This is a genomic window from Halanaerobium saccharolyticum (genome assembly GCF_003053565.1).
GTDB classification, from domain to species: Bacteria; Bacillota; Halanaerobiia; order Halanaerobiales; family Halanaerobiaceae; genus Halanaerobium; species Halanaerobium saccharolyticum_B.
Map to the genome: position 1 here is coordinate 1 of NZ_QAXS01000042.1, position 25,051 is coordinate 25,051.

General features: G+C 35.9%; 22 protein-coding genes and 1 other RNA gene. 4 read left to right on the plus strand and 19 right to left on the minus strand.

Going from position 1 to position 25,051, the window contains the following annotated elements; translation table 11 throughout:
* Positions 1-166: 166 nt before the first annotated feature.
* The 4 genes from C8C76_RS12935 to C8C76_RS12950 are packed head-to-tail and all read right to left on the minus strand — an operon-like array spanning position 167 to position 4,220.
* Positions 167-1,735 carry a sensor histidine kinase gene (locus C8C76_RS12935; RefSeq protein WP_108142325.1) on the minus strand — a complete coding sequence of 523 codons (1,569 nt, stop codon included), beginning with the start codon at positions 1,733-1,735 and terminating at the stop codon, positions 167-169.
* 17 nt (positions 1,736-1,752) lie between these two features.
* On the minus strand, positions 1,753-2,676 hold the full coding sequence (locus C8C76_RS12940; protein ID WP_108142327.1) for an ABC transporter ATP-binding protein: 924 nt from the start codon (positions 2,674-2,676) through the stop codon (positions 1,753-1,755).
* Positions 2,669-3,166: a hypothetical protein gene (locus tag C8C76_RS12945; protein WP_243734016.1), complete on the minus strand. Its 498-nt coding sequence runs from the start codon at positions 3,164-3,166 to the stop codon at positions 2,669-2,671. The genes C8C76_RS12940 and C8C76_RS12945 overlap by 8 nt, the downstream gene beginning before the upstream one ends.
* Complete coding sequence (locus C8C76_RS12950; protein WP_108142329.1) at positions 3,159-4,220, minus strand: ABC transporter permease; 1,062 nt, start codon at positions 4,218-4,220, stop codon at positions 3,159-3,161. Before C8C76_RS12950 ends, C8C76_RS12945 begins: the two co-directional genes overlap by 8 nt.
* Positions 4,221-4,575: 355 nt before the next feature.
* Here C8C76_RS12950 and C8C76_RS12955 point away from each other — a divergent pair, with 355 nt between their 5' ends.
* The 4 genes from C8C76_RS12955 to nagB all read left to right on the plus strand — a co-directional run bounded on the left by C8C76_RS12955 (position 4,576) and on the right by nagB (position 7,353).
* Positions 4,576-5,163, plus strand: a complete 588-nt coding sequence (locus C8C76_RS12955) for a chromate transporter (protein ID WP_108142331.1) — start codon at positions 4,576-4,578, stop codon at positions 5,161-5,163.
* On the plus strand, positions 5,163-5,726 hold the full coding sequence (locus tag C8C76_RS12960; protein WP_108142333.1) for a chromate transporter: 564 nt from the start codon (positions 5,163-5,165) through the stop codon (positions 5,724-5,726). The genes C8C76_RS12955 and C8C76_RS12960 overlap by 1 nt, the downstream gene beginning before the upstream one ends.
* A 103-nt stretch (positions 5,727-5,829) precedes the next feature.
* Positions 5,830-6,561 (plus strand): GntR family transcriptional regulator, encoded by a 732-nt coding sequence (locus C8C76_RS12965; protein ID WP_108142335.1) that lies wholly within the window; start codon positions 5,830-5,832, stop codon positions 6,559-6,561.
* Positions 6,562-6,582: 21 nt separating this feature from the next.
* On the plus strand, positions 6,583-7,353 hold the full coding sequence (nagB, locus tag C8C76_RS12970; RefSeq protein ID WP_108142337.1) for a glucosamine-6-phosphate deaminase: 771 nt from the start codon (positions 6,583-6,585) through the stop codon (positions 7,351-7,353).
* On the opposite strand, the gene C8C76_RS12975 is transcribed toward nagB, so the two are convergent.
* From C8C76_RS12975 to C8C76_RS13045, 15 genes are all read right to left on the minus strand, one after another.
* Entirely contained in the window at positions 7,321-7,602 is a 282-nt protein-coding gene (locus C8C76_RS12975) for a DUF503 domain-containing protein (protein WP_108142339.1), read from the minus strand. The two genes, nagB and C8C76_RS12975, sit on opposite strands and share 33 nt — an antisense overlap.
* A gap of 16 nt (positions 7,603-7,618) precedes the next feature.
* On the minus strand, positions 7,619-8,755 hold the full coding sequence (locus tag C8C76_RS12980; RefSeq protein ID WP_108142341.1) for a mechanosensitive ion channel family protein: 1,137 nt from the start codon (positions 8,753-8,755) through the stop codon (positions 7,619-7,621).
* 33 nt (positions 8,756-8,788) lie between these two features.
* Entirely contained in the window at positions 8,789-10,201 is a 1,413-nt protein-coding gene (locus C8C76_RS12985; RefSeq protein ID WP_108142343.1) for a GGDEF domain-containing protein, read from the minus strand.
* Positions 10,198-11,247, minus strand: coding sequence for a cobalamin B12-binding domain-containing protein (locus C8C76_RS12990; protein WP_108142345.1), 1,050 nt, complete (start codon positions 11,245-11,247; stop codon positions 10,198-10,200). Before C8C76_RS12990 ends, C8C76_RS12985 begins: the two co-directional genes overlap by 4 nt.
* A gap of 179 nt (positions 11,248-11,426) precedes the next feature.
* Positions 11,427-11,783, minus strand: a transfer-messenger RNA (tmRNA) gene (gene ssrA / locus C8C76_RS12995).
* A gap of 106 nt (positions 11,784-11,889) precedes the next feature.
* Complete coding sequence (gene smpB / locus C8C76_RS13000; protein ID WP_108142347.1) at positions 11,890-12,372, minus strand: SsrA-binding protein SmpB; 483 nt, start codon at positions 12,370-12,372, stop codon at positions 11,890-11,892.
* A gap of 31 nt (positions 12,373-12,403) precedes the next feature.
* The gene (rnr, locus tag C8C76_RS13005) at positions 12,404-14,551 is read right to left on the minus strand and encodes a ribonuclease R (protein WP_108142349.1); all 2,148 of its coding nucleotides are present in this window, start codon (positions 14,549-14,551) and stop codon (positions 12,404-12,406) included.
* Positions 14,552-14,602: 51 nt separating this feature from the next.
* Positions 14,603-15,154 (minus strand): HDIG domain-containing metalloprotein, encoded by a 552-nt coding sequence (locus C8C76_RS13010; protein WP_108142351.1) that lies wholly within the window; start codon positions 15,152-15,154, stop codon positions 14,603-14,605.
* A gap of 34 nt (positions 15,155-15,188) precedes the next feature.
* Positions 15,189-15,593 carry a PaaI family thioesterase gene (locus C8C76_RS13015; RefSeq protein WP_108142353.1) on the minus strand — a complete coding sequence of 135 codons (405 nt, stop codon included), beginning with the start codon at positions 15,591-15,593 and terminating at the stop codon, positions 15,189-15,191.
* An 85-nt stretch (positions 15,594-15,678) separates the two neighbouring features.
* Positions 15,679-17,631, minus strand: a complete 1,953-nt coding sequence (locus C8C76_RS13020) for a sodium-translocating pyrophosphatase (protein ID WP_108142355.1) — start codon at positions 17,629-17,631, stop codon at positions 15,679-15,681.
* Between the two features lie 158 nt (positions 17,632-17,789).
* Entirely contained in the window at positions 17,790-18,011 is a 222-nt protein-coding gene (secG, locus tag C8C76_RS13025) for a preprotein translocase subunit SecG (RefSeq protein WP_108142357.1), read from the minus strand.
* Positions 18,012-18,245: 234 nt separating this feature from the next.
* Positions 18,246-21,329, minus strand: a complete 3,084-nt coding sequence (locus C8C76_RS13030; RefSeq protein WP_108142358.1) for an efflux RND transporter permease subunit — start codon at positions 21,327-21,329, stop codon at positions 18,246-18,248.
* Positions 21,329-22,837: an efflux RND transporter periplasmic adaptor subunit gene (locus C8C76_RS13035; RefSeq protein ID WP_108142360.1), complete on the minus strand. Its 1,509-nt coding sequence runs from the start codon at positions 22,835-22,837 to the stop codon at positions 21,329-21,331. Before C8C76_RS13035 ends, C8C76_RS13030 begins: the two co-directional genes overlap by 1 nt.
* Positions 22,838-24,175 carry a TolC family protein gene (locus tag C8C76_RS13040; RefSeq protein ID WP_108142362.1) on the minus strand — a complete coding sequence of 446 codons (1,338 nt, stop codon included), beginning with the start codon at positions 24,173-24,175 and terminating at the stop codon, positions 22,838-22,840.
* 1 nt (position 24,176) lies between these two features.
* Positions 24,177-24,752, minus strand: a complete 576-nt coding sequence (locus C8C76_RS13045; protein WP_108142364.1) for a TetR/AcrR family transcriptional regulator — start codon at positions 24,750-24,752, stop codon at positions 24,177-24,179.
* Positions 24,753-25,051 lie beyond the last annotated feature (299 nt).

Below are 25,051 nucleotides of genomic sequence, written 5' to 3' on the forward strand. Positions count from 1 at the left end.
TGGTTTCTGTGATATCTTTGTCCATAGTATATGCTCCTTATTTTTTGGGATTTGGACAAAGACTATCCTAATCCCAATTATAAGGAGTTTTTCTAATTTAAGCAAGTATTTTCGCTAAAAATCGAACTTGACTTTTCTTAAATATTTTTATGCAATGCTAGTGCTTCTAAATATAATTTATATCGCTAAATTCTAACTCTACCTTATCTAATAAACTGTCAGCTGAGTAACTTTCTGCTGTTAAAGTTTTTTCATCAATAGTTTCTGCAGGTAAATAAACATTAAAGCGGCTGTACATTCCGTAAATGCTGTCTAAGGTGATTTTGCCTCCGTGCATTTCTACAATAGATTTTACAAGAGAGAGCCCAATTCCACTTCCCTCACGCTTTTTGTTGAAATTCTGATCTACCTGCCGGAACTGTTCAAAAATAATATCCTGATTCTCTTTTTTGATCCCGATTCCTGTATCTCTTAGAGAAATTTTAATCCAGCCATCTTCTTTTTCAATCCTTAATAAAATCTCATCTCCCTCTTCTGTAAATTTTACAGCATTTGAGATTAAATTTAAAATTACCCGCTCAATATTAAAGGGATCACAGGCAATTACTTCTGAGTCCAGATTTGTTTCAAAGCGAAAGTTTCTGCTTTTCGCCTCCAAATAATCTCGACTGCTTTCTACAACTGATTTGATTAATTCGATAATATCAAAATTAGCCCGATGCAGTTGAAAGGTGTTTACATCAATTTTAGTTATATCAATTAAGTTATTTACCAGCCTCAGCAGTCTAAAACCGTTATTTCTAATTGAGCCGAGATATTTATCAAAATTATTTTTCTGCTCAAATTCAGTGTTTTTTATTTTATATTCCAGCAGCTGCAGGCTGGAAAAAATCAGGTTTAAAGGTGTTTTTAATTCATGAGAAATATTTGCAAAAAACTGAGTCCGAAGTTCACTGTATTTTAGTTCCTCTTTCTGATTTTGGATCCGCTTTTCACTTTCAATTTTTTCGCTGATATCCTGGGCTATAGAAATTATTTCGAGAATTTTATCATTTTTATCTTTAATTAGAGCTGTATTCCATTCACAATAAAGCTCACTGCCATCTTTAGCAATATTCTTATTTACATTGTAACTTTTTTGGCCTTCAAAAACATTCTCTATAACTTCAGTTATTTCTGAATAAGAGTCTTCTGCCACAATAAGATTAAAGTTTCTATTAATAACTTCTTCCTTTTTCCAGCCAAAAATTTCTTCTGCCTTCTCATTCCAGTCAATAATATTTGTTTCCCGATCTGAAACTACAAAAGCAAGCGGTGCTTTTTTGAAAATACTGCTGTATCTTTTTTTATTTCTGTAAAATCTTTTTTCCTTTTCCAGCTCAGCAGTAATATCCTCAGCCAGACAGAGCAGATAATCAACCTTACCCGCCTGATTATGATGGGGGATTGTATCAACTTCAATAGTATAAAGCTGATTATTTATTTCAATTTCCATTTTAGCACTTTTGCGCAGACCCTCTTTAAAGATATTCTGATTAAATTTTTTAACAGATTCAACCTTTTTTTGATTCAGAATCTCTGCTACAGATTCGCCTTCCAGTTCGGAAATTTTGCGGTCACAAAAGTCAGCCATTCTTTGATTTACCGGTCCAAAATGAACTGGATCAGTAAAAATATAGGCAATTTTATTTAAATTATTAAATAAGAAATCAAAATCAGGTGCAAGCTTCTGCATTATATCTCCCCCGGAAATTAATTATTAAAATTATTGAAGACCTGCTGCAAATCTGCTTCAACTTTGTTTAAATCCAGCAGTTTAAATTTCAAAGCAGCAGTTTCCGCCTTTTTAAAAAGCTGCTGATCAATGTTCAACTGGAGTTTTAAAACTCCGTCTTCCAGTCTGTAGCTGTCAGTTGAATCCAGAATCGGTTCTAAAAACTCTCTAATTTCAGCCGGTTTAAAAGCTGGATCTGCTAAAAATTCAAGCTCCAGATATTTTTTCTGCAGGCTGTTTTTAAATACTGAAGGGCTGTCAACTGCCAGAACCTCTCCCTGATTTATAAAGGCAACACGATCACAGAGTCGATCCGCCTCCTCCAGATAATGAGTGCTTAAAATTACAGTTTTTCCCTCTTTTTTTAAACTTAGAACCTTTTTTCGAATGATTTCTGCAGAAATAGGATCAAGCCCACCTGTTGCTTCATCTAAAATTAAAATTTCAGGTTCAGCCAGCAGTGCCCGGCAGATCATCAATCTTTTTTTCATTCCTTTAGAAAAATTTCGCACTTCCTTTTTGGCAGCATCCTGCAGCTGATATTCAGCCAGTAATTCATTCACTCTGTCAGAGCTAACATTATTAATACCGGCAAACAAATTAAGATTATCGAGTGCATTAAGCCTCAGGTAAAGATTACTTTCTTCAAATACCACACCTATTTTTTCCTTCAACCAGGTGGGGAGCCGCCCCTCAATTGTTTCTCCCATTATTTTAATACTTCCCTGATCAGATTTAAGCAGACCCATCAAAATTTTAAGGGTAGTTGTTTTTCCGGCACCATTTGGTCCCAGAAGTCCTACAATCTCCCCCTGGTTTATTTTAAGATTAATTCCATGCAGAGCTTTAAAATCTGAAAATGTTTTTTCTAAATTATTAATTTCGATAATCGGACTATTCATCCTGACCAGCTCCTGTCTGATCCTGGTCATCATTAAAAGCACTCTGATAATCCCAGAAAAGCTGATAGTCAGCATTAATTTTTCTGATATAAACTTTTTTCTCGGAGCGCTCTTCCCGCTGACCAAAATGATCAAATTTTAATAAATAACTTACCTGAAGCTGATAATAATCACCAAAATCCTGTGCGTAGTCAAATTTATCTTTAATTTTTTCAAAATCAATCTCCTCAGCTGCAGAAACCTCTATTTCCTGATATTCCAACTTATATTTTTTAAAATTCTGCTGCTGAAATTCCAGGTAATCTTCTACTGTTATTATTCTTTTTAATTCAGCTGCAAAATTATTAAAAACCTCTTCAAAATTTTCTTCTGCATAATTGGCATAAATATATTCTGTAAATGCTTCTGGACTCTTAAATTCCTCAGCCTGAAGCACAGGAGCTGCTAAAATTATTACAATTACGGCTAGAAAAATACTAGTTTTATTCAACAAGAGAATCAGCCTTTCTAATATAAATAAAAATAATTAAATAAAATACCAGAGCAAAAATACTTAAAAATAACAATTCTAATGAAAGCTGAATTCTTCCACCCTGATAAACCAGAACTTTATCCAGAGCCTGGTAAAGATAGTGAGTGGGAAAAAAGAGAGCCAGTCTCTGTGTTAGAGGAGAAACATCTGCCACCAGAGCTGGAAATATAATCGGAAAATAGATTACAGTAGAAATTGATCTGGATGATGACTGTGATTTGCTAAACAGACTAATGATTAAACCGAGCCCACTAAAAACAAAGGTGGCAATTGAAATGACTATAAATGCAAATAACAGTCTTTTAAAACCAACTGTTAACACTCCATTTAAAGCCCCCATTAAAGTTGAAGTTATTAAAGCAAGAATCAGGGCAAATAAACTTTTGGCAGTGACCACCTGATAAATATTTACTTTTGTAACCAGCAGGGCTGCTAAAGTTTTGTTATCTTTTTCTTCCGATAAGGAAGCAGAAATCAGCATTAATCCAATCATGGTAATTGTTACGGTTAACCAGACCGGTAAAATAGCGCTAGTTCCATCAACTTCCGCAGCAGAATTAAAATCAAACTGAGGACCATTACTCAAATTGTGATAACTTGATAATAACTGAGAAATATTTTCTCTTAAAATAAAAAAATTAACTGTATCCCGACTGTCAAGATAAATCTGATAGCGATCTTCAATATTTTCTGCTTCCGGTTTATAGTTAATAGCAGCATCTATATTACCTGCTGCTGTCTCCGCTTTTCCAGCCTCTAGATCCGGATATTCTTCAACCTTAAAGTTTTGAAAATTATTATTAATAAATGAAATAAGTCCCTGACTTTCCTGACCACTTACAGCAAGTTCGAAATTACGCACTAACTGCTGTGAGCTGACCAGTGAAAACATTAGTGAGGCAAATAACGGCAGCATAATAATCATCAGTGCTGTTCGATTTTTAAGAGATTCTTTTAAATCTTTTTTGATTAATAAAAATATAATCTTAAAATTTTCTTTGATCTTAGACATCATTACTCTCCTAATAAAGTATAATTTATTTTCTAATTTTATTATAATGATAAAGAAGGGAGAAATTAACTTATTCCTCCCTTCAAATTTTTCTTATGAAGCCTTATTATGGAGCCATTCTGTCAAAAAAGTAAACAACGGCCCAGACAATTACAACAATTCCTACTAATTCTGCCATAAGAAAAACCTCCTTTCAGTTTCAAAGCTTAAAATTAGAAATTAAAGGCTATATATATTTATTCTCTAAAAATTTTTATTATCCTTTTTATTCAGCCTTTAAATCGTTTGATTTAGAATAAATTTTCGCCTTAGCTTTTCTGTTGTGTTATAATATTAAGCGGAGGTTGGATAAATAGTGAATAAACTACTTAAGATCTTTTTGATATTTTTTAAAATTGGTTCTTTTACTTTTGGCGGTGGTTATGCTATGCTGCCGATTATCAAAAGAGAACTCGTTGATAATTTAGGCTGGATTAAAGAAAAAGATATCTACAATTATTATGCAATCGGGCAGAGCACTCCAGGAATCATTGCAGTTAATACTGCGACTATGACCGGATACAGCCTCAGAGGTGTTAAAGGTGCTCTGGCAGCAACTACCGGTTTTATTATGCCCTCACTTATTATTATAACGCTTATTGCCACATTTTTTAAGCGTTTTCAGCAAATTGATCTTTTTCAGCATGCTTTTGCTGCCATTCAAATTGCTGTAGTGGCTCTGATTATTGATATAGTAATTAAAATGTGGCAGAAATCTGATAAAACTAAAGTCAGCCTGCTGATATTTTTACTGGCTTTTCTGCTGCTGGTTATTTTTAATATCTCTCCTGTTTTTGTTATTCTGGGATCAGCTACAGCCGGAATTCTAATTCAGTATTTTAGGGGCAATCTGCAGAATGCTTATTATAATTATCAGAATGATAATCAGGGAAGTGATGAATAATGATCTATCTTACACTTTTTTTAGAATTTTTTAAAGTTGGACTCTTTGCTTTAGGTGGAGGCCTGGCAGCTCTCCCTTTTTTACAGGATCTAATAGTAAAATACGGCTGGATGACTGCCGAAGAGCTGCTGAATATGATTGCAATTTCCGAATCAACTCCAGGAGCTATTGGGATTAACACTGCTACATTTATCGGTTTTAATACTGCTGGTATTCCCGGGGGAATTATTGCAACAACTGGACTGGCAGCACCCTCAATTATTATTATCACCATCATTGCCCATTATTTTAGGAAGTTTAATCAGCATCCACTTGTTGAATCAGCTTTTAGCGGTATTAGGCCGGCAGTTGCTGGATTAATTGCCTCAGCAGCCTTCGAACTGGCCCGAGGTGGTATTTTTCAGCTTCAGAATCTGCAGCTTAACGGCAGCCTGCTTGAGCTTTTTGATTATAAATCATTATTTTTACTGCTGATCATTTTTGCCGCCATCCGCAAGTTTAAAAAACATCCTATTATTTACATAAGTACTGCTGCCTTAATCGGAATCATTTTTAAATTCTAAGCTGTTTTTGAAAATTATTATCTCATTTAGTTGCAGATAATAATTTTTTATATTATAATTGGTATAGACCACATGTTGTATATTCCTTAAAAGGAGGTAGAAAATGCAGGAAATTAATAAAAATAGTCCCCTTCCCCTCTATTATCAGCTCAAAGAAAGTATTTTAAATGCTGTTAAAGCTGAAGAGTTTGAGGTTGGAGAAAGATTACCTTCAGAAAGAGAGCTTGCCGAATACCACAATATCAGTCGAATGACTGTCAAAAAGGCAGTTGATATTCTGGTGGATAACGGCTATTTAATTAGAAAACAGGGCAGCGGCACTTTTGTTACTGACTATCAGCAGAGCTACAGTATTTCTCCCCTCTTGAGCTTCAGCAAGGAAATGGAGAAAAAAGGGCTCAATTATACTACAAAGATTTTAAGTTATACTGATATCAGTGACAGTAAAGCTGCAGAAAAAATGAATTTAAAGGCGGAGACAAAACTTTTAAAACTTGAGCGATTAAGACTGATAGAAAACAAACCATTTCTGCTGGAAAACACCTATTTAGCCTTCAATGATTTTAAGGATTTAAAAAAAGAGGAACTGGAAAACAGCTCACTCTTTAAAATATTAAAAGATAAATATGATATTCAGTTGAGCAATGCAGAAGCTGAAGTTGAGGCAGTTATTTTTGATGCCGGTATTGCAGACAAAATGCAGGTAAAAGAAGGTATGCTCGGCCTCTATTTTGAACAGATTAGTAAAGATGAAAACTCAGAGATCATTGAATATACTTCTGCTTATTACCGTAATGACAATTATAAATTTAAATTCACCTTTGACTTAGACTAATTTTAAAAAGGATGTGTAAAAATGAGAATTATTGTAGAAAAAGACTATCATGCGATGAGTAAAAAGGCTGCTTTAATGGTCGCCAGTCAGATCACCTTAAAACCTGACAGTAATCTGGGGCTTGCAACCGGAGGTACACCGCTGGCAATGTATGATAAATTGATTGAAATGTATAGAGAAGATGAAGTAGATTTTAGTGAGGTTCAGAGTTTTAACCTGGATGAATATTGTGGACTTGAGGCAGACCATCCAAACAGCTACCACTATTATATGAATGATAATTTTTTTAATGATATTAATATCAAAAGAGAAAATATTCATATTCCTAATGGTGGCGCTGAAGATTTTGAAAAGGAGTGTCGGGACTACGAAGAGTCTATAAAAAATGCCCGTGGAATTGATCTGCAAATTCTTGGAATTGGTTCTAATGGTCATATAGGTTTCAATGAGCCAGCTGAAAATTTAAATGTAGCAACAGAAGTAGTAGATTTAACCGAAGAAACTATCGAAGCTAACAGCAGATATTTTGAAAGTAAAGATGAGGTACCCAAAAAAGCAATTTCGATGGGGATGGCCACAATTTTAAAGGCCGATAGAATTATTCTGCTGGCCAGTGGGAAAGAAAAGGCTGAAGCTATAAAAAGAACCGTTAGCGGCAAAATCTCAACACAGGTGCCTGCTTCTTTACTTCAGACTCATCCCCAGATTACAATCCTGCTGGATCAGGAAGCTGCATCTTTAATTAATAAAGATGAATTATCAGCCGATTGTCACTTCGAAATCTGTAAGTAGAAATTCGGGGAAAGATTCAACAAAATCAAGATACTTATCCATTACACTCTGGAGATATTTATAATCACTTCCCACAACTGCAACACCTAAGACTGCTGTCTGGATATAATCCTGAGCATCAACCTCTGCTGCAGAGAAGTTAAATTTATTTCTGCTCTTCTGCAGCAGACTTTTTATAATACGCCGTTTATCTTTTAAAGTTGAAGCTCCAGGCAAGTATAATTTGATTTCACAGCTGGCAACTAACATCTTTTTCACCTCGCTACTAATTTATCTGGCCATCATTTAGCTCATCTGCTTTATTTTCAGCCTCTATTTTTTGAATCTTTTCCAGACTGGAATGAAAATTTTCTTTATCAGCAAAATGAATAGTTTGAGTTGGAAATGCAAAATTCACTCCCAGTTCTTTCATTTTTTCTTTAAGCTGCAGATTTATCTGCTGCTGAATATCCATATATACTTTATAATCACTACTTTTTACATAATATACCACCTGAAAAAGCAGGCTTGAAGCCGCAAATTCAGCAAAATGGGCCCGATCAAATTCAGTTTTATTGATAGATTTTATAGTTTCTTCCACTATCCCCGGGATCTGGCTTAACTTTTCTACCGGAGTATCATAAGTCAGTCCAAAACTAAAATTAATTCTTCTCTGCTTCATTCGTTTATAATTATTGATTCTGGAATTAACAAGATCTGTATTGGAAATTATCAGCTGTTCACCACTTAAACTTCTGAGCCTGGTGGTTTTAACTCCAATATGTTCAATTGTACCTCGATAATCACCGGTTATAATAAAATCTCCTATATCAAATGGCTTGTCAAAAAATATTGTAAAATAATTGAATAAATCTGTTAAAATATTTTGAGCAGCAAAGGCAATCGCAATACCACCAATTCCAAGTCCAGTTATTAGACCTGTAATCTGGATATTTAAATTATCTAAAATGAACAAAAAAGCAATAACCCAGACCACAGACTTAATCATAAATAGAGTAATGCTTAAAACCTTCTGTTGTTCTTCACTCCTCTGTTTTTTTGACCAGTATTTTTTGAGGCTGTAAGTCATAATATCCAGTGTAGCTAAAACAACAAAAATCACTGTCAAAATCATCAAAATTAGATTAATAAATTTATCAATCTGACTGCTGGTTTTTAATTCATTAAAAGCTAAAAAAAGAGCCAGTAAATAAAGCAGAGGATAAATTCGTTTTTTGATTATTTTCTTTAGTAAAACTGAAAAAGAGTGAGAAAATTTTTCGACAAATAAATCCATTTTTCCCAGCAGTAATTTATCAAAAATCTTTATAATTAAATATACTGCAGTTAGAAATAATAATGCTAAAAGATAATTTTCAATACTATTATTTAGAAGCATTGTCCCCAGGCCAATCTCCTGCATTTATCTTCCTCCTCCTACTATAAACTTATCTTTTTATCTTATATTTTCGGCAGATTTCATCTTTTTCTTTTCCTTATACATAGCATGATCAGCCTCATTGATCAGCTGATCCAGATCTTTTTGATAATCAGGGCTGTATTCGGCTGCACCATGGCTGGCTGCTATTTTGTAATCTTTAGCGATGTCTGCTGTGGCCTGCTTAAATTTCTTTCTTATTCTCAGCCAGATTTTCTCGGCTGCTTCCCGGTCACTCTGAGGTAAAACAAGTAAAAATTCGTCTCCTCCCAGTCTGACCACCTTATCATTTCGCCGTAGAGAATGCTGTAAAATATCACTGACTTTTTGCAGCAGTTCATCTCCCTCCTGATGACCAAAATTATCATTAACCAGTTTAAGATCATTGACATCAATGAAAATGATCGACAGGCTGTCTTCACCTGCCGCTGCTTTTTCCATTTCTTCCTCCAGATAATCTAATCCAGCACGGCGATTTAAAACTTCAGTTAAAAGATCAGTAGAGGCGTATTTTCTCAATCTTGCTTCCATATCTTTTCTTTCGCTGATATCCCTAAAAATTATTACCTTCCCCTGATTTTCCTCGACCGAGGCAGCTGAAAATTCAATGGGAAAAATCTTATCATTTTTTGGAGTTAATACAGCCTCCTGATTGTTAATTTCTCCTTTTTCTAAAAGCAGCTCGGAAAGAGAAATTTCTAATCCTTCTGTCTTTGAATGCTCATCTGAAATTATTTCTAGATCATGTTCATCATTTTCCTCAATATATATTTTAAAAATATCTGTGCATTCTTTCCCTCTGGCCTCTGACAGAGTCCAGCCAAGCATCTCTTCTGCTTTAGAATTTAAATAAACAATTAGATCATCCTGGTCAGCAGTTATAACCCCTTCAGCAATACTGGAGAGGGTGATCCGATATTTTTCCTTTTCTGCTTTCAACAATAAATTCTGTTTATTTAACTGGCGCTGCAGATTGACAAGCTTATTATTTAATCTGCTCATCTCATTGTAAATTTCATCATCTACAGGTTTTTCCTGCTCAATTTTATCTTTAATACTACGTCTTAAATTATTTACATAATTATTATTTATTTTCATTAATTCTTCATAGTATTTAATTATACCCTCAGATTGATTGGCAGCTATTAATATACTCTCATCAGCTAAATTATTCAGTACAATAAAAATATATGACTCTGTTTTTTCTCCCAGCTGAAGATTAATTTCTCTACCAAAAACCACCTCTTTTTCTCGGGCTTCTTTTAAAATTGAAAAATACTTTTTGAGGCTGCCTGGATCAATAAATTGACTGAAGTTCTGCGAATCAAATCTGATTTGGTCCTTTCTGGAATTAAAAATAACTTCCTTAATCTCGCTGTCCTCATCAAGTTTCAGGATAAAGCCACTGTTCTGCTGCTTTGTTTTAATCATAAAATAGCATCAGCCGCCTTTACTGCTTCTTTAGCATTACTGGCAAAAGTATCTGCTCCGATTTTTTGCCAGAGACCATTATTCTGCATAAAAAGTCTGCCCCCAACCATAATTTTAACCGAACTTAATTTGTCATTATTGCGAACTGCTTTGATTAAACTCTGGGTCTCCGCCAGCTGGTTAGGTGTTGTTGCAGATAATGCTAAGATATTTATTCTTTTCTCTTCTAATAATTTTAAAATCTCTCCAGCAGGAGTATTTGCTCCCAGATGAATAGTATCCCAGCCACTTAACTCAAGTAAATCAGCTACCATTCTAATTCCCAGTTCATGCAGTTCATCTCCAATACAGGTAGTTAAAGCTTTTTTACCCTTTTTAAACGAGTTAAATATTTTTGGATATAATTGAGACATCGCAAGCTGAGTAACTGAAGTTGCATAGTGCTCCTGAGCAACGCTTAATTGGTTCAGCTGCCAGAGCCTGCCGATTTCATACTGTGTAATTTGAAAAATATCAAGATAAATATTTTCAATTGAAATTCCTCTATCTACCAAATCAAGAATATGTTTTACAGCTTTTTCTCTCTCCATTTCGATTACCAGAGCCAGATATTTTTCTGCCTCTTTTTTAAGGTGATTTTCATCGCTAATAAAAGATTGATAGTGATTTTCTGGACTGCTGAGGCTTTGTTCTGCCTCATTTAAAAAGCCAGTAAGATAATTGAAATCCTCCTGACTTAATTCCTGCTTCAAAACATTTTTTATGGCCTGGAGATGATTTTTTAAAAGTTCTACCCCAATTCCTCTCTCTTTTAAGACTGTATAAAGCCAGTTATAATAATTTAAAAAAATACTCTTTTCGTTTATAAATACTGCCTGGGCCAGATAGTTTAAATTATGAGAAGTATCGTTTCGGGCTTTTTCCAGCATAGCTGAATTATATTTTGCTTTTAATTCTGGGTTTAGCTGCATCTGTTCAGCCATTATTTTATCTATTAAGAGTCGTCTATTTTCTAATATATAATTTCTTATTTCAGTCCTGGACATAAGGACACCTCATTTCTCTCCATCTAATATATATATTAACCATTAACAACTGATTTCCTGCCTGAAAACAAAATGTCCTTCGGGTAATCTTATAATACAGCAAACTGTAATTTACTTGACATTAAAAAAAAAGAACCCGATTTTATCAGGTTCTCAAATTAAAAAATATTAAATTTATTTGGTGGAGGTGGTGGGAGTCGAACCCACGTACTAAATGGCTCACCCAGTAGTTTCTACGAGCGTAGTTCAGCTTTTAATCTCACAGCAAGCACTCCGCTGAACTGGATTGCTTACTGCCAGCCTGTTAAATGTCCCTTCTTCTTACAGACATCAGAAGAAGGTTAGTCTGCTTTTTATGACACCTGAGGCGACTCCACAGACAGGACCCGCTCAGGCGTTAACTGCCTACGCGGCAGCTAAAGCGTAATTATTATCGTTTGCAGATAATTTTATAGTTCCCAGTGTTTTACGAGTGAAAGGAACTCCTCGGCCCGCTTCCAAAAGGTTCACCATCCAGGCGAAGCCAGAACACCCCCTGAATAACTATTTCTTTTTCAGCATAATTATTATAACTCAAAGGTCAGGAAATGTCAAATTATATTTTTGAATTAATTAGACCTTTAAATCAAGCTGGATTTTAAGTTAATAATCGCCTTTTTGCTGGCGGCGGAAGGCTTTTTCCATCTCCCGCTGAGCAGTCCGTTCGGCAATATCTCTTCGCTTGTCATGCTGCTGCTTACCTTTAGCCACCGCAAGTTCCACCTTGCAGAGGTTTTTCTTTAAATAAAGTGTCAGCGGCACCAGAGTATAACCTTTTTGAGTTGTATAACCAATCAGTTTTCTGATTTCATTTTTATGAAGCAGAAGTTTTCTTTTTCTTTCTGGCTCATGGTTATAGCGGTTACCCTCTTTATAGGGACTGATGTGCATATTATGCAGATAAACCTCGCCCTCCTCAACCAGGGCAAAACTATCTTTTAAATTCACCCGGTGATTTCGGATTGATTTAATCTCTGTCCCTTTAAGCTTAATCCCAGCCTCGTAAGTTTCTTCTATATAAAAATCATGTCTGGCCTTTTTATTCCTTGAAATAATCTCTATATCCTGATCCTTATTTTTAGCCATGACTATCACATCCTTAATCTTATATTTCTATTTAATTTAATTTTTCAAGCAGTTCAAAGTCTAACTGCCTGTCATCTCGATTAACCTTTGTAACTTTTACCTTTACTTCATCACCAATTCGATAGATCTTTTTAGTTCTTTCTCCTATCAAATGATATTTCTGTTCATCATAGTGGTAATAATCATCACGCAGATTTTTAATATGAACCAGACCCTCTACCGTATTTTCTAATTCAACAAAAATACCAAAACCGGTTATTCCACTAATAATACCCTCAAATTCTTCTCCAATCTTATCTTCCATAAATTCAATTTTCTTTAAGTCAACTGAATCTCTTTCGGCATCCATTGCTCTTCTTTCCTGGAGTGAACAGTGGTCTGCTATTTTAGGCAGCTGATTATCCAGCTCATCCTGTCTTTCGTCACTTAAATAACCCTCTGTAATAGTTTCCTTAATTACTCTGTGAGCAGTCAGATCAGGATAACGTCTAATTGGTGAAGTAAAATGACTGTAATGGGTAATTCCTAAACCAAAGTGGCCGATATTTTTCTCCGAATAAACAGCTTTTTTTAGTGAGCGAAGCATTACTGTTTCAATAATTTTTTCCTCTTTGCTTCCTCTAACATCCTCTAAAATTTCCTGCAGAGCCCGGGGATGAACCCCATTTTTAACTCCCTTTAGACGATAACCAAAGTTATGAATAAATTCATTAAACTGCTGCATCCGATCAAGATCCGGTTCCTCATGGACTCGGTAAATAAAGGGCATCTCCCGCCAGGACATTTCTGCAGCCACAATTCTGTTAGCGGCAATCATAAATTCTTCGATTAACTGTTCTGCTTCCCGGTGGTGCCTCTTTTTGAGATTAGCCGGATGACCTTCTTCGTCCAGTTCAACTTTAACCTCAGTAAAGTTAAAGTCCATACTGCCCTCATCAAAACGATTTTGACGCAGCCGATCTCTTAAATCATTCATCATTTCCAGTTCTTCAACAAAATCACTGTATTCTTTGCGCTCACTGCTGTTTTCATTTTCTAAGATATTTTGAACCTGATCATAGGTTAAACGGTGATTTGAATTAATAACTGATTTAGTAATCTGATGGTCAATTATCTCTACCCCATGTTTTCCATGCAGTCTGTATTCTATAAAAACAGACATAGTTAGGCGGTCGACCTGGGGATTTAAACTACAGATTCCGTTAGAAAGTTTTTTAGGCAGCATTGGAATTACCCGATCAACCAGATAAATACTGGTGGCACGAGAATAAGCTTCGTTATCCAGTGGACTGTCTTCTGTCACATAATGACTTACATCAGCAATATGAACCCCCAGCCGATAAACATCATTACTCAATTTTTCAATCGAAACTGCATCATCTAAATCTTTAGCATCTGCCCCATCAATTGTTACCAGCTTTAAATCACGTAAATCCTGGCGCTCATCATCTTTTTGAATAGTTTTTTCGCTTACCTGATCCGGAATATTTTCGATCTGATTTAAAACCTGATCGGGAAATTCTCCCGGCAGATCAAGCTGACGGATTATTGCCTCAATATCAACACCAGCATCATCCTTATCACCAAGAATCTCAATGATTTCTCCTTCTGGATTCCTGTTCTTTTCCGGCCAGCGGGTTATCTTAGCCACAACTTTCTGGCCATTTTGAGCACCGTTTAAAGCTTCAGGTGGAATAAAGACATCATTACAGATTCGATTGTTATCAGGTATCAAAAATCCATAGTTTTTATATTTTTCCAGATTACCTACTATTTTATTATTTACCCGCTCTATAATTTCGGCAACTTCTCCTGCCTGACTCTTACCCCGCTCAGAATGGACAGGACGCACAAAAACCTTATCATTATGCATGGCTCCATTCATATTAGCTGAAGATATATAGATATCCTCTTTTTCCGGATCGTCAGGTATCAAAAACGCATTTCCGGAAGCAATTTTTTCAATTCGACCACCGATTAAATTAAATTTTTCTGGTACCCCATATAATCCCTGAGAGTTTTTGAAAATCTGACCCGACTTAATTAAATCATCAAGGAGGTCTGAAAATATCTGCTGCTGATCTTTTGCTATTTCAAATTTTTCAAAAATCTCTTCTTTAGTTAATGGACGGTGTACATCTTCTCGTAAGCTTTTTAATAGTTCACTTCTGGCACTCATTAATAATCATCCCCAATCTTTTGGTGATTCTGAGCTTAATCTTATTCAAAATCAAAGTCCTAAATCATCTGAAATATCCTGCATCGCTTTTAAAGATAGATTAACAAATTCCTTTAATTCTAAATCCATCTCCTTACAGGAAGCTATTACATCTCGATCTGCTCCCTTGGCAAAAGAACTGTCTGAATATCTATTTAAAACAAATTCTGTATCAATAGCTTCTAAGTTCTTTTCCGGGTGAATCAGTGCTGAAGCCACAATCAATCCGGTTAAGGGATCAGCTGCATATAAAGCCTTAGCCATTAATGTTTTTCGAGGTAACTCATGCATTCCGTTGTGGGCTCTTACAGCCTCAACAATTTTTTCTTCCATTCCCATCTCTGCCAGCATATCCGCACCAAGCTGGCTGTGCTTTTCAGGCTGATCTGCGGTTTCCTCATAATCAATATCATGTAAAAGACCTGCCAGCCGCCATTTATGCTGATCTTTATCGAAATAATCAGCTAGCTCAGCCATGACCGCTTCCACAGCCAGACAGTGTTTACGCAGATTTTTCTGTTTAATATTTTCTTCCATTAAATTAAGTGCTTCTTCTCTCTGCATTGAAATCTCCTCCTCTTAAAATCTTAAAGTTTCTCTAAGCTTCAATAAATTTAGCTTCTGCTTTTGCTTTTAAATTTCCTTTTTGATCAAAAATTTCTGCCTGAGCATAGTGAATACTGGCAATCGAAGACTTCTTAGACCTTTTATATTCTCCAATTATTTCTAAAGTCTCTCCGATCTCTATAGCCGTTCTGTATCTAATATTCAGCTCAGCAGTAAAAGCTTTTATTCCTTTAAAACCAATTACATGTGCCATTGCCTCATCCAGTAGAGTAGCTGTTAGCCCTCCATGGATTATTCCATTATATCCCTGATGATTTTCACCGGGAATAAACTCTGCCCTGACTTTATTTTCATCAATTTCTTCAAATTTAAGCCGCAGAGAAATTGGATTTTTCTCTCCACAGGCAAAACACATTCCATCTTCTACTTCCGGCATTAAATCACTACCTTTCTATCAAAAAAACCCTCCCAGCAGCATTAACTACAAGGAGGGTGATTAATCCTTTACTACTATATTAATTTTACATGAATAAAGGAGCAAATACAAGTGAAACAATGGTCATCAATTTGATTAAGATATTTAAGGATGGACCTGATGTATCCTTAAATGGATCACCTACTGTATCACCAACAACTGAAGCAGCATGGGTCTCTGTACCCTTACCGCCAAAGGCTCCTGATTCGATATATTTTTTAGCATTATCCCAGGCTCCACCGGAGTTAGCCATCATGATAGCTAAGAGTACACCGGAAGAAAGGGCTCCAGCTAAAAGACCACCAAGTGCCTGTACATCCCAGAGTCCAACAACTACTGGCACAACTACAGCTAAAAGACCCGGTAAAATCATTTCTTTTAGAGCAGCTGTTGTAGAAATATCAACACATTTTCTGTGGTCAGGTTTTTGAGTTCCTTCCATAATACCCGGCATTTCTTTAAACTGTCTTCTTACCTCTTCAATCATCTCTCCTGCAGCCTTACCTACAGCTTCCATTGTAATCGCTGAGAATAAGAAAGGAAGCATAGCTCCCAGGAAGAGTCCAATAATAACCTGAGGATTGGTTAAAGAAATTGAATCTAAACCAACTGCCTGTGAGAAAGCTGCAAATAATGATAGAGCTGTTAAAGCAGCTGAACCAATTGCAAAACCTTTACCCATCGCAGCTGTTGTATTACCAACTGAGTCTAATTTATCTGTAATATCTCTTACTGAAGAATCAAGCTCTGCCATTTCTGCAATACCACCGGCATTATCAGCGATAGGACCGTAAGCATCAACTGAAAGTGTAATACCTGTTGTAGAAAGCATACCAACAGCAGCCATTGCAATACCATAAAGTCCAGCAAAATTATATGCTAAATAAATAGCAACTGCAATAACTAAAATTGGAAGAGCTGTACTTCTCATACCTACAGATAAACCACTGATTATGTTAGTTGCTGTACCAGTCTGTGACTGACGGGCAATATGTTTTACCGGCCCATAGTGTTCAGAAGTATAATATTCAGTAATTCTACCAATTAAAGTTCCTGCGATTAAACCAGCAATGATTGCGATAAAAATACCAATCTGACCGGTTAGAGTAGTTACCAGAAAATATGCTCCAACAATTGTAATTCCTGCAGCACTTAAAGTTCCTCTTTCTAAAGCTTTAGCAGGATTTCCACCTTCTTTAGCTCTTACAAAACGAGTACCAATAATCGCAGCTACAATTCCTAAAGCTGCAATTAACATCGGCAGTAAAACATGGTCCACACTTAAAGCCACACCTAAAGTCATTGCAGCTACAATTGAACCAACATATGATTCGAATAAATCTGCTCCCATACCTGCAACATCACCAACATTATCACCCACATTATCGGCAATAACAGCAGGGTTACGGGGATCATCTTCTGGTATTCCAGCTTCTACCTTACCAACTAAGTCAGCACCAACATCAGCAGCTTTGGTATAAATACCTCCACCAACACGGGCAAACAGGGCAATAGAACTGGCACCAAAAGCAAAACCTCTAATAAATTCTACATTATGAGAAAAGAACATATATAAAATTCCAAGACCTAAGGTTCCTAAACCTACAACAGACATTCCCATTACAGTACCACCAGAGAAAGCAACTTTTAAAGCTGCATTTAAACCTGAACGGGCAGCGTTTGTTGTTCTGGCATTTGATTGAGTTGCAATCTGCATTCCAATAAATCCAGCCAGAGCAGAGAAAAATGCTCCTAAAATAAATGAAACTGCATACTGCCAACCAAGATTAGGTACTACCGCCATGATAACAGCTACTACAGCAACAAATACTGCAAGCATTTTGTATTCACGGCCCAGAAAAGCCATAGCCCCCTCATTGATTGCATCTGACAATTCGGCCATTCTATCTGTTCCCATACTCTCTTTTTTAACTTTTCCAGCAAGAATAAAAGCAAAAATTAAGGCAATTATCCCTGCTAAAGGTGTATAAAAATTCATGCACCAACCTCCTTATTAATTTTTTATATGCTAATTTTTAATAGCATCTTATCTGGTATTGCATTTAAAACTTTAAAATTTCCCTTTTAATATTAGATGATTTTAATATTACTAAATTTTAATTATATCATTAACTAGTTATTACTTAATTATGAAGTTTAAAATATAGCCAGAATTAGAGAATTAATCATAAATAATACTGCTGCTACTGTAGTTGCTTTACTGATCTTATCTTCCATTTTCTTGCCAGATTTACCAAAAAAGGTTGTAGCACCACCATCAATTGCTCCAGATAAACCGGCGCTTTTTCCTGACTGCAGTAAAACACCAACAATGACCCCAATTGCTATAATAAAATGTAAAATCTTAAGTACAAACATCTAAATCTCACCTCCAGTAGTTAAGTAAAATATTGCTAGATATCCATAATTCAACACAGCTTTAATTTTAACATATTAAAGATAAAAAAACAATAACCTGAGGCAGAAAAACTAGCTCTTAGCTTTTGGAAAACATTTTCCGCTTACCTGAATAGAAAATTAAGAAGGTATCTCCCAGCAAACTATAATTTAGTGAGCTATTTATCAGGAATACCTTCTTAATTAATATCTTTATTAGATTTTTTCTTCCAACTCTGAGCGATCTACACCTTTTATTTTTGCCAGTACAATCTCTCTAAATGAAGTTAAGAGAGAATAGAAAATTGGAATGATAAACAGAGTTAAGAAAGTAGCAAATGTTAAACCACTGATTACCACAACAGCAATTGGCTGGGCCAGCTCTCCTCCATCTCCTCTTCCTAAAGAAAGTGGAATCAGCCCCAGAATGGTTGTCAGAGCTGTCATCATAATCGGCCTCAATCTTACTGCTGCCGCCTCAAGAATAGCTTTATTTTTTTCCTGCTTTTCTCTTCTTAGATGGTTAATATAATCAACCATTACAATCGCATTATTAACTACTATTCCGGCCAGAGTAATCAAACCAATTAGAGAAGCTACTGATAAAGTACTGCCGGTAATATAAATACCAAGGATTACTCCAATAATAGCCAGAGGAACTGTAAACATAATTATCAGCGGGTGAATTAATGACTCAAACTGAGAAGCCATTACCATATAGACCAGAACTACTGCCAGCAAAAAGGCAAAGGCAAGACTCTGGAAGGAGCTCTGTAAATCCTGGAACTGCCCTTCATAGCTGAATTCATATCCTTCCGGCAGTTCAATATTTTCATTTAGTCTATTTTGAATTCTTTCAACCGCTGTTCCAAGGTCTATATTATATAAATCAGAATTTATTTCAGCATATCTTTCCTGATCAATCCGCAGAATTTGATTTGGTCCGGTTTCAACTTCTAAATTGGCAAACCTTTTAAGTGGAACCTGAATTCCACCAGGTGCATTAATATTTAAATTAGAAAGTTGAGAAACAGAACTTAAATCACTTTCCCGCAGCTGAACTCGAATATCATACTCGTCTCCTGCAACTTCATAACGAGTCGCCACACTACCACTGACTGCAGTCCGAACAGTATTGGCAATCTGTCTGGCGTTTAAACCAAACTGACTCATTAGAGAACGATTAAGCTGAATTCTAAGTTCCGGTCTTCCCTCATCAAAACTGTCACTAATATCTCTTAAGCCTTCAATATTTTCCATCTCTTCTCTGGCAAGGGTCGTATATTCTTCTAAAACTGCAAAGTCATTACCCTTCAGCTTAATATTGATCGGCTTTCCACCTCCACCACCGCCGCCAAATCCAGTCTGAGTACTAACCTGGAAATTAACATCCGGCAGAGACAGGCGCTGTCTTACTTCTTCCATAATCTGATCTGTACTTCTATCTCTTTCGTCAAGGTCTTTCATTAGAACCGTAATATTACCAGAATCACTGCTGGTAGATGTTCCCATCATATCTGCTGAACCAACACTGCTGAAAACAGTCTTAACTTCAGGGATTGAAGCCAGTACATCCTCTGTATACTGAGCTACATTATCACTCTCTGCTAAAATTGTACTTGCCGGCAGATCATAAGAAATTGTAAACATTCCCTGATCTGATTCTGGTAAAAATTCTGTACCTATACCAGGAACTAGCGCAATACTTCCAGCAAGTAAAACAACCAGAATTAGAACAATTATCCAGCGGTGGTTCAAAGAAAATGCGAGCATTCTTTTGTAGTTGCGGGTCACAAATCCCTGTTTGCTTTCTCTATCTAAATCTTTTTGGCTAACTTTCAAAAATGTAGAAGCAAGCATTGGGATTAAGGTTAGGGCAACTGCCAGGGAAGCAAATAAGGAGAAACTAACAGTTAGGGCCAGCTCTTTATATAATCGAGCTGCTATTCCCTCCACAAAAAATACAGGTAAAAATACAACGATTGTAGTCAGTGTTGAAGCTGTAATTGCCATTCCAACTTCAGAACTTCCTTCTTTAGCTGCTTCTATCTTACCAACACCCATGCTCCGATAACGATAAATATTCTCCAGCACCACTATCGCATTATCAACCAGCATACCGACACCCAGGGCAAGTCCACCCAGGGAAATAATATTAATATTTAAATCAGCAAAGAACATGAGCACAAAGGTTGCTATAATGGAAACTGGAATTGCCGTTCCTATAACAATTGTACTTCTTATATTCCTTAAAAAGATAAATAAAATTAATACTGCTAAAAGTCCACCGATTACAGCATTCCGCTGCACACTTTCAATAGCCTTCTCAATAAAATCAGACTGGTCCATTGCAGTAATAATATTTAAATCATCATATTCATTCTGAATTTTTTCAATCTCTGCTTTAACCGCATTGGCAGCCTGAACAGTATTGGCATCTGTCTGTTTCTGAATTGAAAGACCAATACTTGAATTACCATTAACTCGAGAAATAGTACTTCTTTCAGCATAGGTATCCTGGATTGATCCCAGATCAGAAAGTTTAACTGTATTTCCATTTCCGGCCGGAATGTTGATATTTCTAATATCATCTATGCTGTTAAACTTACCCATAGTTCTGATTAATAAATTCCTGTCGCCCCGCTGAATTTCACCGGCTGAGACATTTACATTTTCCTGAGCTAAAATTCCATTAACTGTAGAAAAATCTATACCATAATTATATAACTTGTCTCCTTCTAAAGAAACCAGGATTTCTCTGGTTAGACCACCATCTAAATTTACCTGAGCAACTCCAGGCAGTCTCTCTAAACGGGGAACAATGTTATCTTCAACCTCTGTTTTTAAATCTGCCAGGTTCTGCTCTCCTGTAATACCATAACTTAAAATTGGAAACATTGCCGGGTCAAATTTAAAGATGAGGGTGTCTTCTGCTTCATCAGGCAGAAAACCACTGATTAAATCAATCTGCTGCCGTAAATCTAAAACTGCAAAATCCATATCGGTTCCCCATTCAAATTCGACCACAATTGTTGACTGGCCCGTATCTGAGGTGGAAGAAACAGATTTAACACCGGTAACTGTAGAAACTGAACTCTCTACAGGTTTTGTAATTAAATTTTCAATTTCTTCTGGCCCAACCCCGGAATAAGAAGTTACTATGGCAGCTCCGGGAAAGGTAACATCTGGATAAAGATCAACTTTCAAGCGACTAAAAGCTATAATCCCAATCAAAACCACTAACAGTACTATCATTGCTGTAGTGATTCTGCGGGAAATAGAAAAGTTTGAGATTTTCATTAGTTAATCACCTCAACTTCTTCCCCGGCTGTAAGTCGATTTTGACCTCGGGTGATTATCTGATCATCTTCTTCTATACCTGATAGTATTTCTACTAAATTATCTGAAACAATACCTATTTTGATATCTTTTTTTACTGCCTGCTTATCTTCAACTGCAAAAACATAGGGTTCTGCAGAATCAAAACCAATTATCGAAGAAATAGGTAAAACTAAGGTATCTGCTGCTGACTGGACACTAAAAACTGCATCTGCAAACATGCCCGGCTTTATTTTATGCTCAGAATTATCGAGCAGCATTTTGACCGGGAAATTTTTGCTTGCTGGATCTGCTTCCGGACTAATAGTATCAATCTCTGCAGTTAATTCCTCATCTCTGACTGCTTCCGGAATAATCCGCACCTGATCACCTTTATTTAGTCTGCTCATAGTTGCTGCTGTTACAGAAACTTCCAGATAAAGCTGATCAATATCAATCACAGTAATTATCGGCTGGCCGGGAGATAGTATTTCTCCTTCTTCAGTCCGCACCGCAGAAACAATCCCTTTAATCGGACTTTTAACAATTGAATTACTGAGACTTAGCTTAGCCTGTTCCAGTCCTGCTTCTGCCTGTCTAACCTGAGCTAAGCTGGCATTTAACTGTTCCTGTGTTGCTCCTTTTTTCACCTGCTCTAAATTGGCTTCAGCTACTGCCAGACCTGCCTCTGCAGATTCAACCTGGCTGCGGGCATTTTCAAGCTGCTGTTTTAATTGGGTTGGATTATTAAAAGTCTGCTCAGTCAGTTCATAGCTCTGCTGAGCAGTGTTTAAACCAATTTTTGCCTGCTCTAAACCAATCTGAGCTGAATTAAGAGCTGACTTAGCATTTTTATACTGACTTTCTGCACCCTCAAACTGTTTTTCTGTTATTACTTTTTCTTCAAATAAATACTGCATTCTCTCATATTCTCTTTCAGCCTGTTCAAAATTAATTTCGGCCTGGTTATAACTTTCTCTGGCACTTGCCAGCTGCTGCTCAGCATTGGCCAGCTGACTTTCGGCAGAAGTTAACTGCTGTTTTAAACTAATTTTATCATTAAACATTTCTTCCATTAATTTTAAATTGGATCTGGCTCCTTCTAAAGAAGCCTGAGCCTGTTCATAGGATGCCTGAGCTCGATTCAATTCTTCCTGGCTGGCTCCATTTTTTAACTGCTGATAATTTGCTCTGGCCGCTGCCAGTGAAGCCTCAGCCTGCTTAAGCTGAATATTTAACTTATCCTGATTTAACTGCAGTAATTCCTTGCCCTCTTCTACACTATCGCCTACCCTTACTTTAATCTGATCAACAATTCCTCCCAATTCTGTTGGAATATTTACCTTTTTAAAAGCTGAAAAATTACCGGTTATTCTATCTCTAACAGAAATTTCTGTTCTTTCCGGAGTGGTTACCTCTACCGGTGCCTGGGCTGATACATTTAAAGATAAAAAACTTAAGATTAAGACTAAAATAATTGTTTTTTTCATTTATATCACATCCTTAAATAATTCACTGATTCTACCTGTATTGTATAGTAGTTTATAAAGATTAATTTCGTAATTATATTCTGCCTGCAGCAGAGAAATCTGAGCCTGCTCATAGGAAGTCTGGGCATTAATTACATCAATGTTGGTGCCTATACCTGCCTGATAGCTTTTGTTGGTCAGCTCCAAGTTTTCTTCTGCATTCTCTAAAGAAAGCTGTTCTAATTCTATCATTTCTTCTGAATGCTTAAGTGACAATAGAGTGTCTTCAATTTCAATCTTAATTGATTCTTCTAAATCAACTTTTGAATTCTGAAGATTGCTGGCTTCAATTTCTTTTTTCTCTTCATTTAGATTAGCCTTTCCACCATCATAAAGAGGTATAGAACCGCTCAATGTTAGATTCCAGCTGCCGTCACTGAAATCAAGTTCTGAACCCTGCCAGTTATAGGACCCATTTAGAGAGATTTGGGGGCGGTAGGGATTACCCTCCAGCTCTTTTTGTTTTTCAATCATTTTCTGGTTAATATTTAGAGAACGCAGTTCAGCTCTATTTTCTAAAGCAATATTAATCAACTTATCTAATTCTGTTTCTGGATCTGGATTTTTCTCCGGTGTGGAGACTGCATAACTTTGGCTGCTGTCACCTAATAGCTGAGCCAGACGCTTGCGGGCAATCTGCAGCTGATTTTCTGCTGCTATTAGATCTTTTTCTGCTTTCCGCTGCTCAATCTGAGTCTGCAGTAAATCCTGTCTTAAACTTGTACCGGCCTCATTATTAACCTTAACTATTCTAAGATGCTCATTAACTACATCTAAAGCATTCTGTCTAATTTCGACCATTCCCTGTGCCTGGAGTACACCATAATAGGACTGAACCAGATTGAATAAACTCTGATCAAGCTGTTTTTGATATTCAATTCTGCTCATTTCAAGTCCCAGTTCAGAGATATCTTTTCCAATTCGTACTCTTCCCCCAAGATAGAGAGGTTGGTTGAGTGAAAGTGAGGTTCTGTAGTTTTCATCAGGACCTTCAACAAAAAGTTCGGAGTTAGGATTAGTAAAACTAAAATCAGGATTAAATGTCATCTGTCCAGATTCCATTTTAGTATAAGACGTCTGTAGATTAGCAGTTGGATAGTAGCCTCTACCGCTTAAATCTACATCCTTTTCTGCCTTCTCTATATTCTGACGACTGTTCTGCAGCTGTCTGTTATTTTCAAGCAAAATTTCTGCTGCCTCAGTTAAAGAAATCTCCATTTCTTCTGCAGTGGCGGAAAGACTGAAAAAAGTAATTATTAATAATGCAGATATTAAAACTAAAAATTTAGATTTGTGCATGTTAAGCCTCCTTTGAAATTCCCTGCATAATAAAGTTATAAATAAAATCAACATCTTCTTTAATCGTCTCAAAATTATAATATAATTCCTGAGAATGAGTATTAAAAATTAATGTCAAAATCATTACCGCTGTATTATGAGGATTATCTGTTTTAATAGTTTCTTCCTCAATTCCCTGTTCAATAACCAATTTTATTACTTTAATTGCAGATTTATGTCTTTCAATCATTTTTTTCTGAAATTCACTGCTGATCAGTTGAATATTATTCTGCAGTATATTTCCCATTTTTAAATTTTCAGATAGCATTTTGATGCTAAAATAAATGATTTCATGTAATTTTTCTTTTGCGTTTAATTTTTCTGACTGTATTTTTTTGTAATTTTCATTAAAATAGTCAAATCCAGCTAAAACTAGCTCTCTAAATAAATCCTCCTTACTATCAAAATGCCAGTAAAGAGTACCTTTACTTACTCCAGCTTCTTCGGCAATCATTGACATTGATGTTGCATGATAATTATTTATTGAAAACATATTTAAAGCTGCCTCTAATATTTCTTCTCTAGTATCTTTTGCCATAAGATCCTCCTCTCGACTAACCGGTCAGTATAGAGTTATTATATTTAATTTGAGTATTAAAATCAAGTAAATTAGCTTACAATCTGTTAAAAATTAATCCAATTACATCTCTCCCTCTATTGTGATATACTAATTTGTATTGTTTTAATAATATAATACCTGATTAAGTAATTCACCTATCAAAAGTTAGGTCTTAATTAAGTACTCAACTTTCGGCGTTAGGTTTTAGTAATAAAACCTTGATAAACATAGGAAGAAGCTCAAAAAAGTAGTCATAAAAAATACAAAAACACCCCTAT

Bases quoted from the DNA above. Each gene is read 5' to 3' on its own strand.
- C8C76_RS12935 (WP_108142325.1), bottom strand. From the start codon at position 1,735: ATGCAGAAGCTTGCACCTGATTTTGATTTCTTATTTAATAATTTAAAT.
- C8C76_RS12940 (WP_108142327.1), bottom strand. From the start codon at position 2,676: ATGAATAGTCCGATTATCGAAATTAATAATTTAGAAAAAACATTTTCA.
- C8C76_RS12950 (WP_108142329.1), bottom strand. From the start codon at position 4,220: ATGTCTAAGATCAAAGAAAATTTTAAGATTATATTTTTATTAATCAAA.
- C8C76_RS12960 (WP_108142333.1), top strand. From the start codon at position 5,163: ATGATCTATCTTACACTTTTTTTAGAATTTTTTAAAGTTGGACTCTTT.
- C8C76_RS12965 (WP_108142335.1), top strand. From the start codon at position 5,830: ATGCAGGAAATTAATAAAAATAGTCCCCTTCCCCTCTATTATCAGCTC.
- nagB (WP_108142337.1), top strand. From the start codon at position 6,583: ATGAGAATTATTGTAGAAAAAGACTATCATGCGATGAGTAAAAAGGCT.
- C8C76_RS12975 (WP_108142339.1), bottom strand. From the start codon at position 7,602: ATGTTAGTTGCCAGCTGTGAAATCAAATTATACTTGCCTGGAGCTTCA.
- C8C76_RS12980 (WP_108142341.1), bottom strand. From the start codon at position 8,755: ATGCAGGAGATTGGCCTGGGGACAATGCTTCTAAATAATAGTATTGAA.
- C8C76_RS12985 (WP_108142343.1), bottom strand. From the start codon at position 10,201: ATGATTAAAACAAAGCAGCAGAACAGTGGCTTTATCCTGAAACTTGAT.
- C8C76_RS12990 (WP_108142345.1), bottom strand. From the start codon at position 11,247: ATGTCCAGGACTGAAATAAGAAATTATATATTAGAAAATAGACGACTC.
- smpB (WP_108142347.1), bottom strand. From the start codon at position 12,372: ATGGCTAAAAATAAGGATCAGGATATAGAGATTATTTCAAGGAATAAA.
- rnr (WP_108142349.1), bottom strand. From the start codon at position 14,551: ATGAGTGCCAGAAGTGAACTATTAAAAAGCTTACGAGAAGATGTACAC.
- C8C76_RS13010 (WP_108142351.1), bottom strand. From the start codon at position 15,154: ATGCAGAGAGAAGAAGCACTTAATTTAATGGAAGAAAATATTAAACAG.
- C8C76_RS13015 (WP_108142353.1), bottom strand. From the start codon at position 15,593: ATGCCGGAAGTAGAAGATGGAATGTGTTTTGCCTGTGGAGAGAAAAAT.
- C8C76_RS13020 (WP_108142355.1), bottom strand. From the start codon at position 17,631: ATGAATTTTTATACACCTTTAGCAGGGATAATTGCCTTAATTTTTGCT.
- secG (WP_108142357.1), bottom strand. From the start codon at position 18,011: ATGTTTGTACTTAAGATTTTACATTTTATTATAGCAATTGGGGTCATT.
- C8C76_RS13030 (WP_108142358.1), bottom strand. From the start codon at position 21,329: ATGAAAATCTCAAACTTTTCTATTTCCCGCAGAATCACTACAGCAATG.
- C8C76_RS13035 (WP_108142360.1), bottom strand. From the start codon at position 22,837: ATGAAAAAAACAATTATTTTAGTCTTAATCTTAAGTTTTTTATCTTTA.
- C8C76_RS13040 (WP_108142362.1), bottom strand. From the start codon at position 24,175: ATGCACAAATCTAAATTTTTAGTTTTAATATCTGCATTATTAATAATT.
- C8C76_RS13045 (WP_108142364.1), bottom strand. From the start codon at position 24,752: ATGGCAAAAGATACTAGAGAAGAAATATTAGAGGCAGCTTTAAATATG.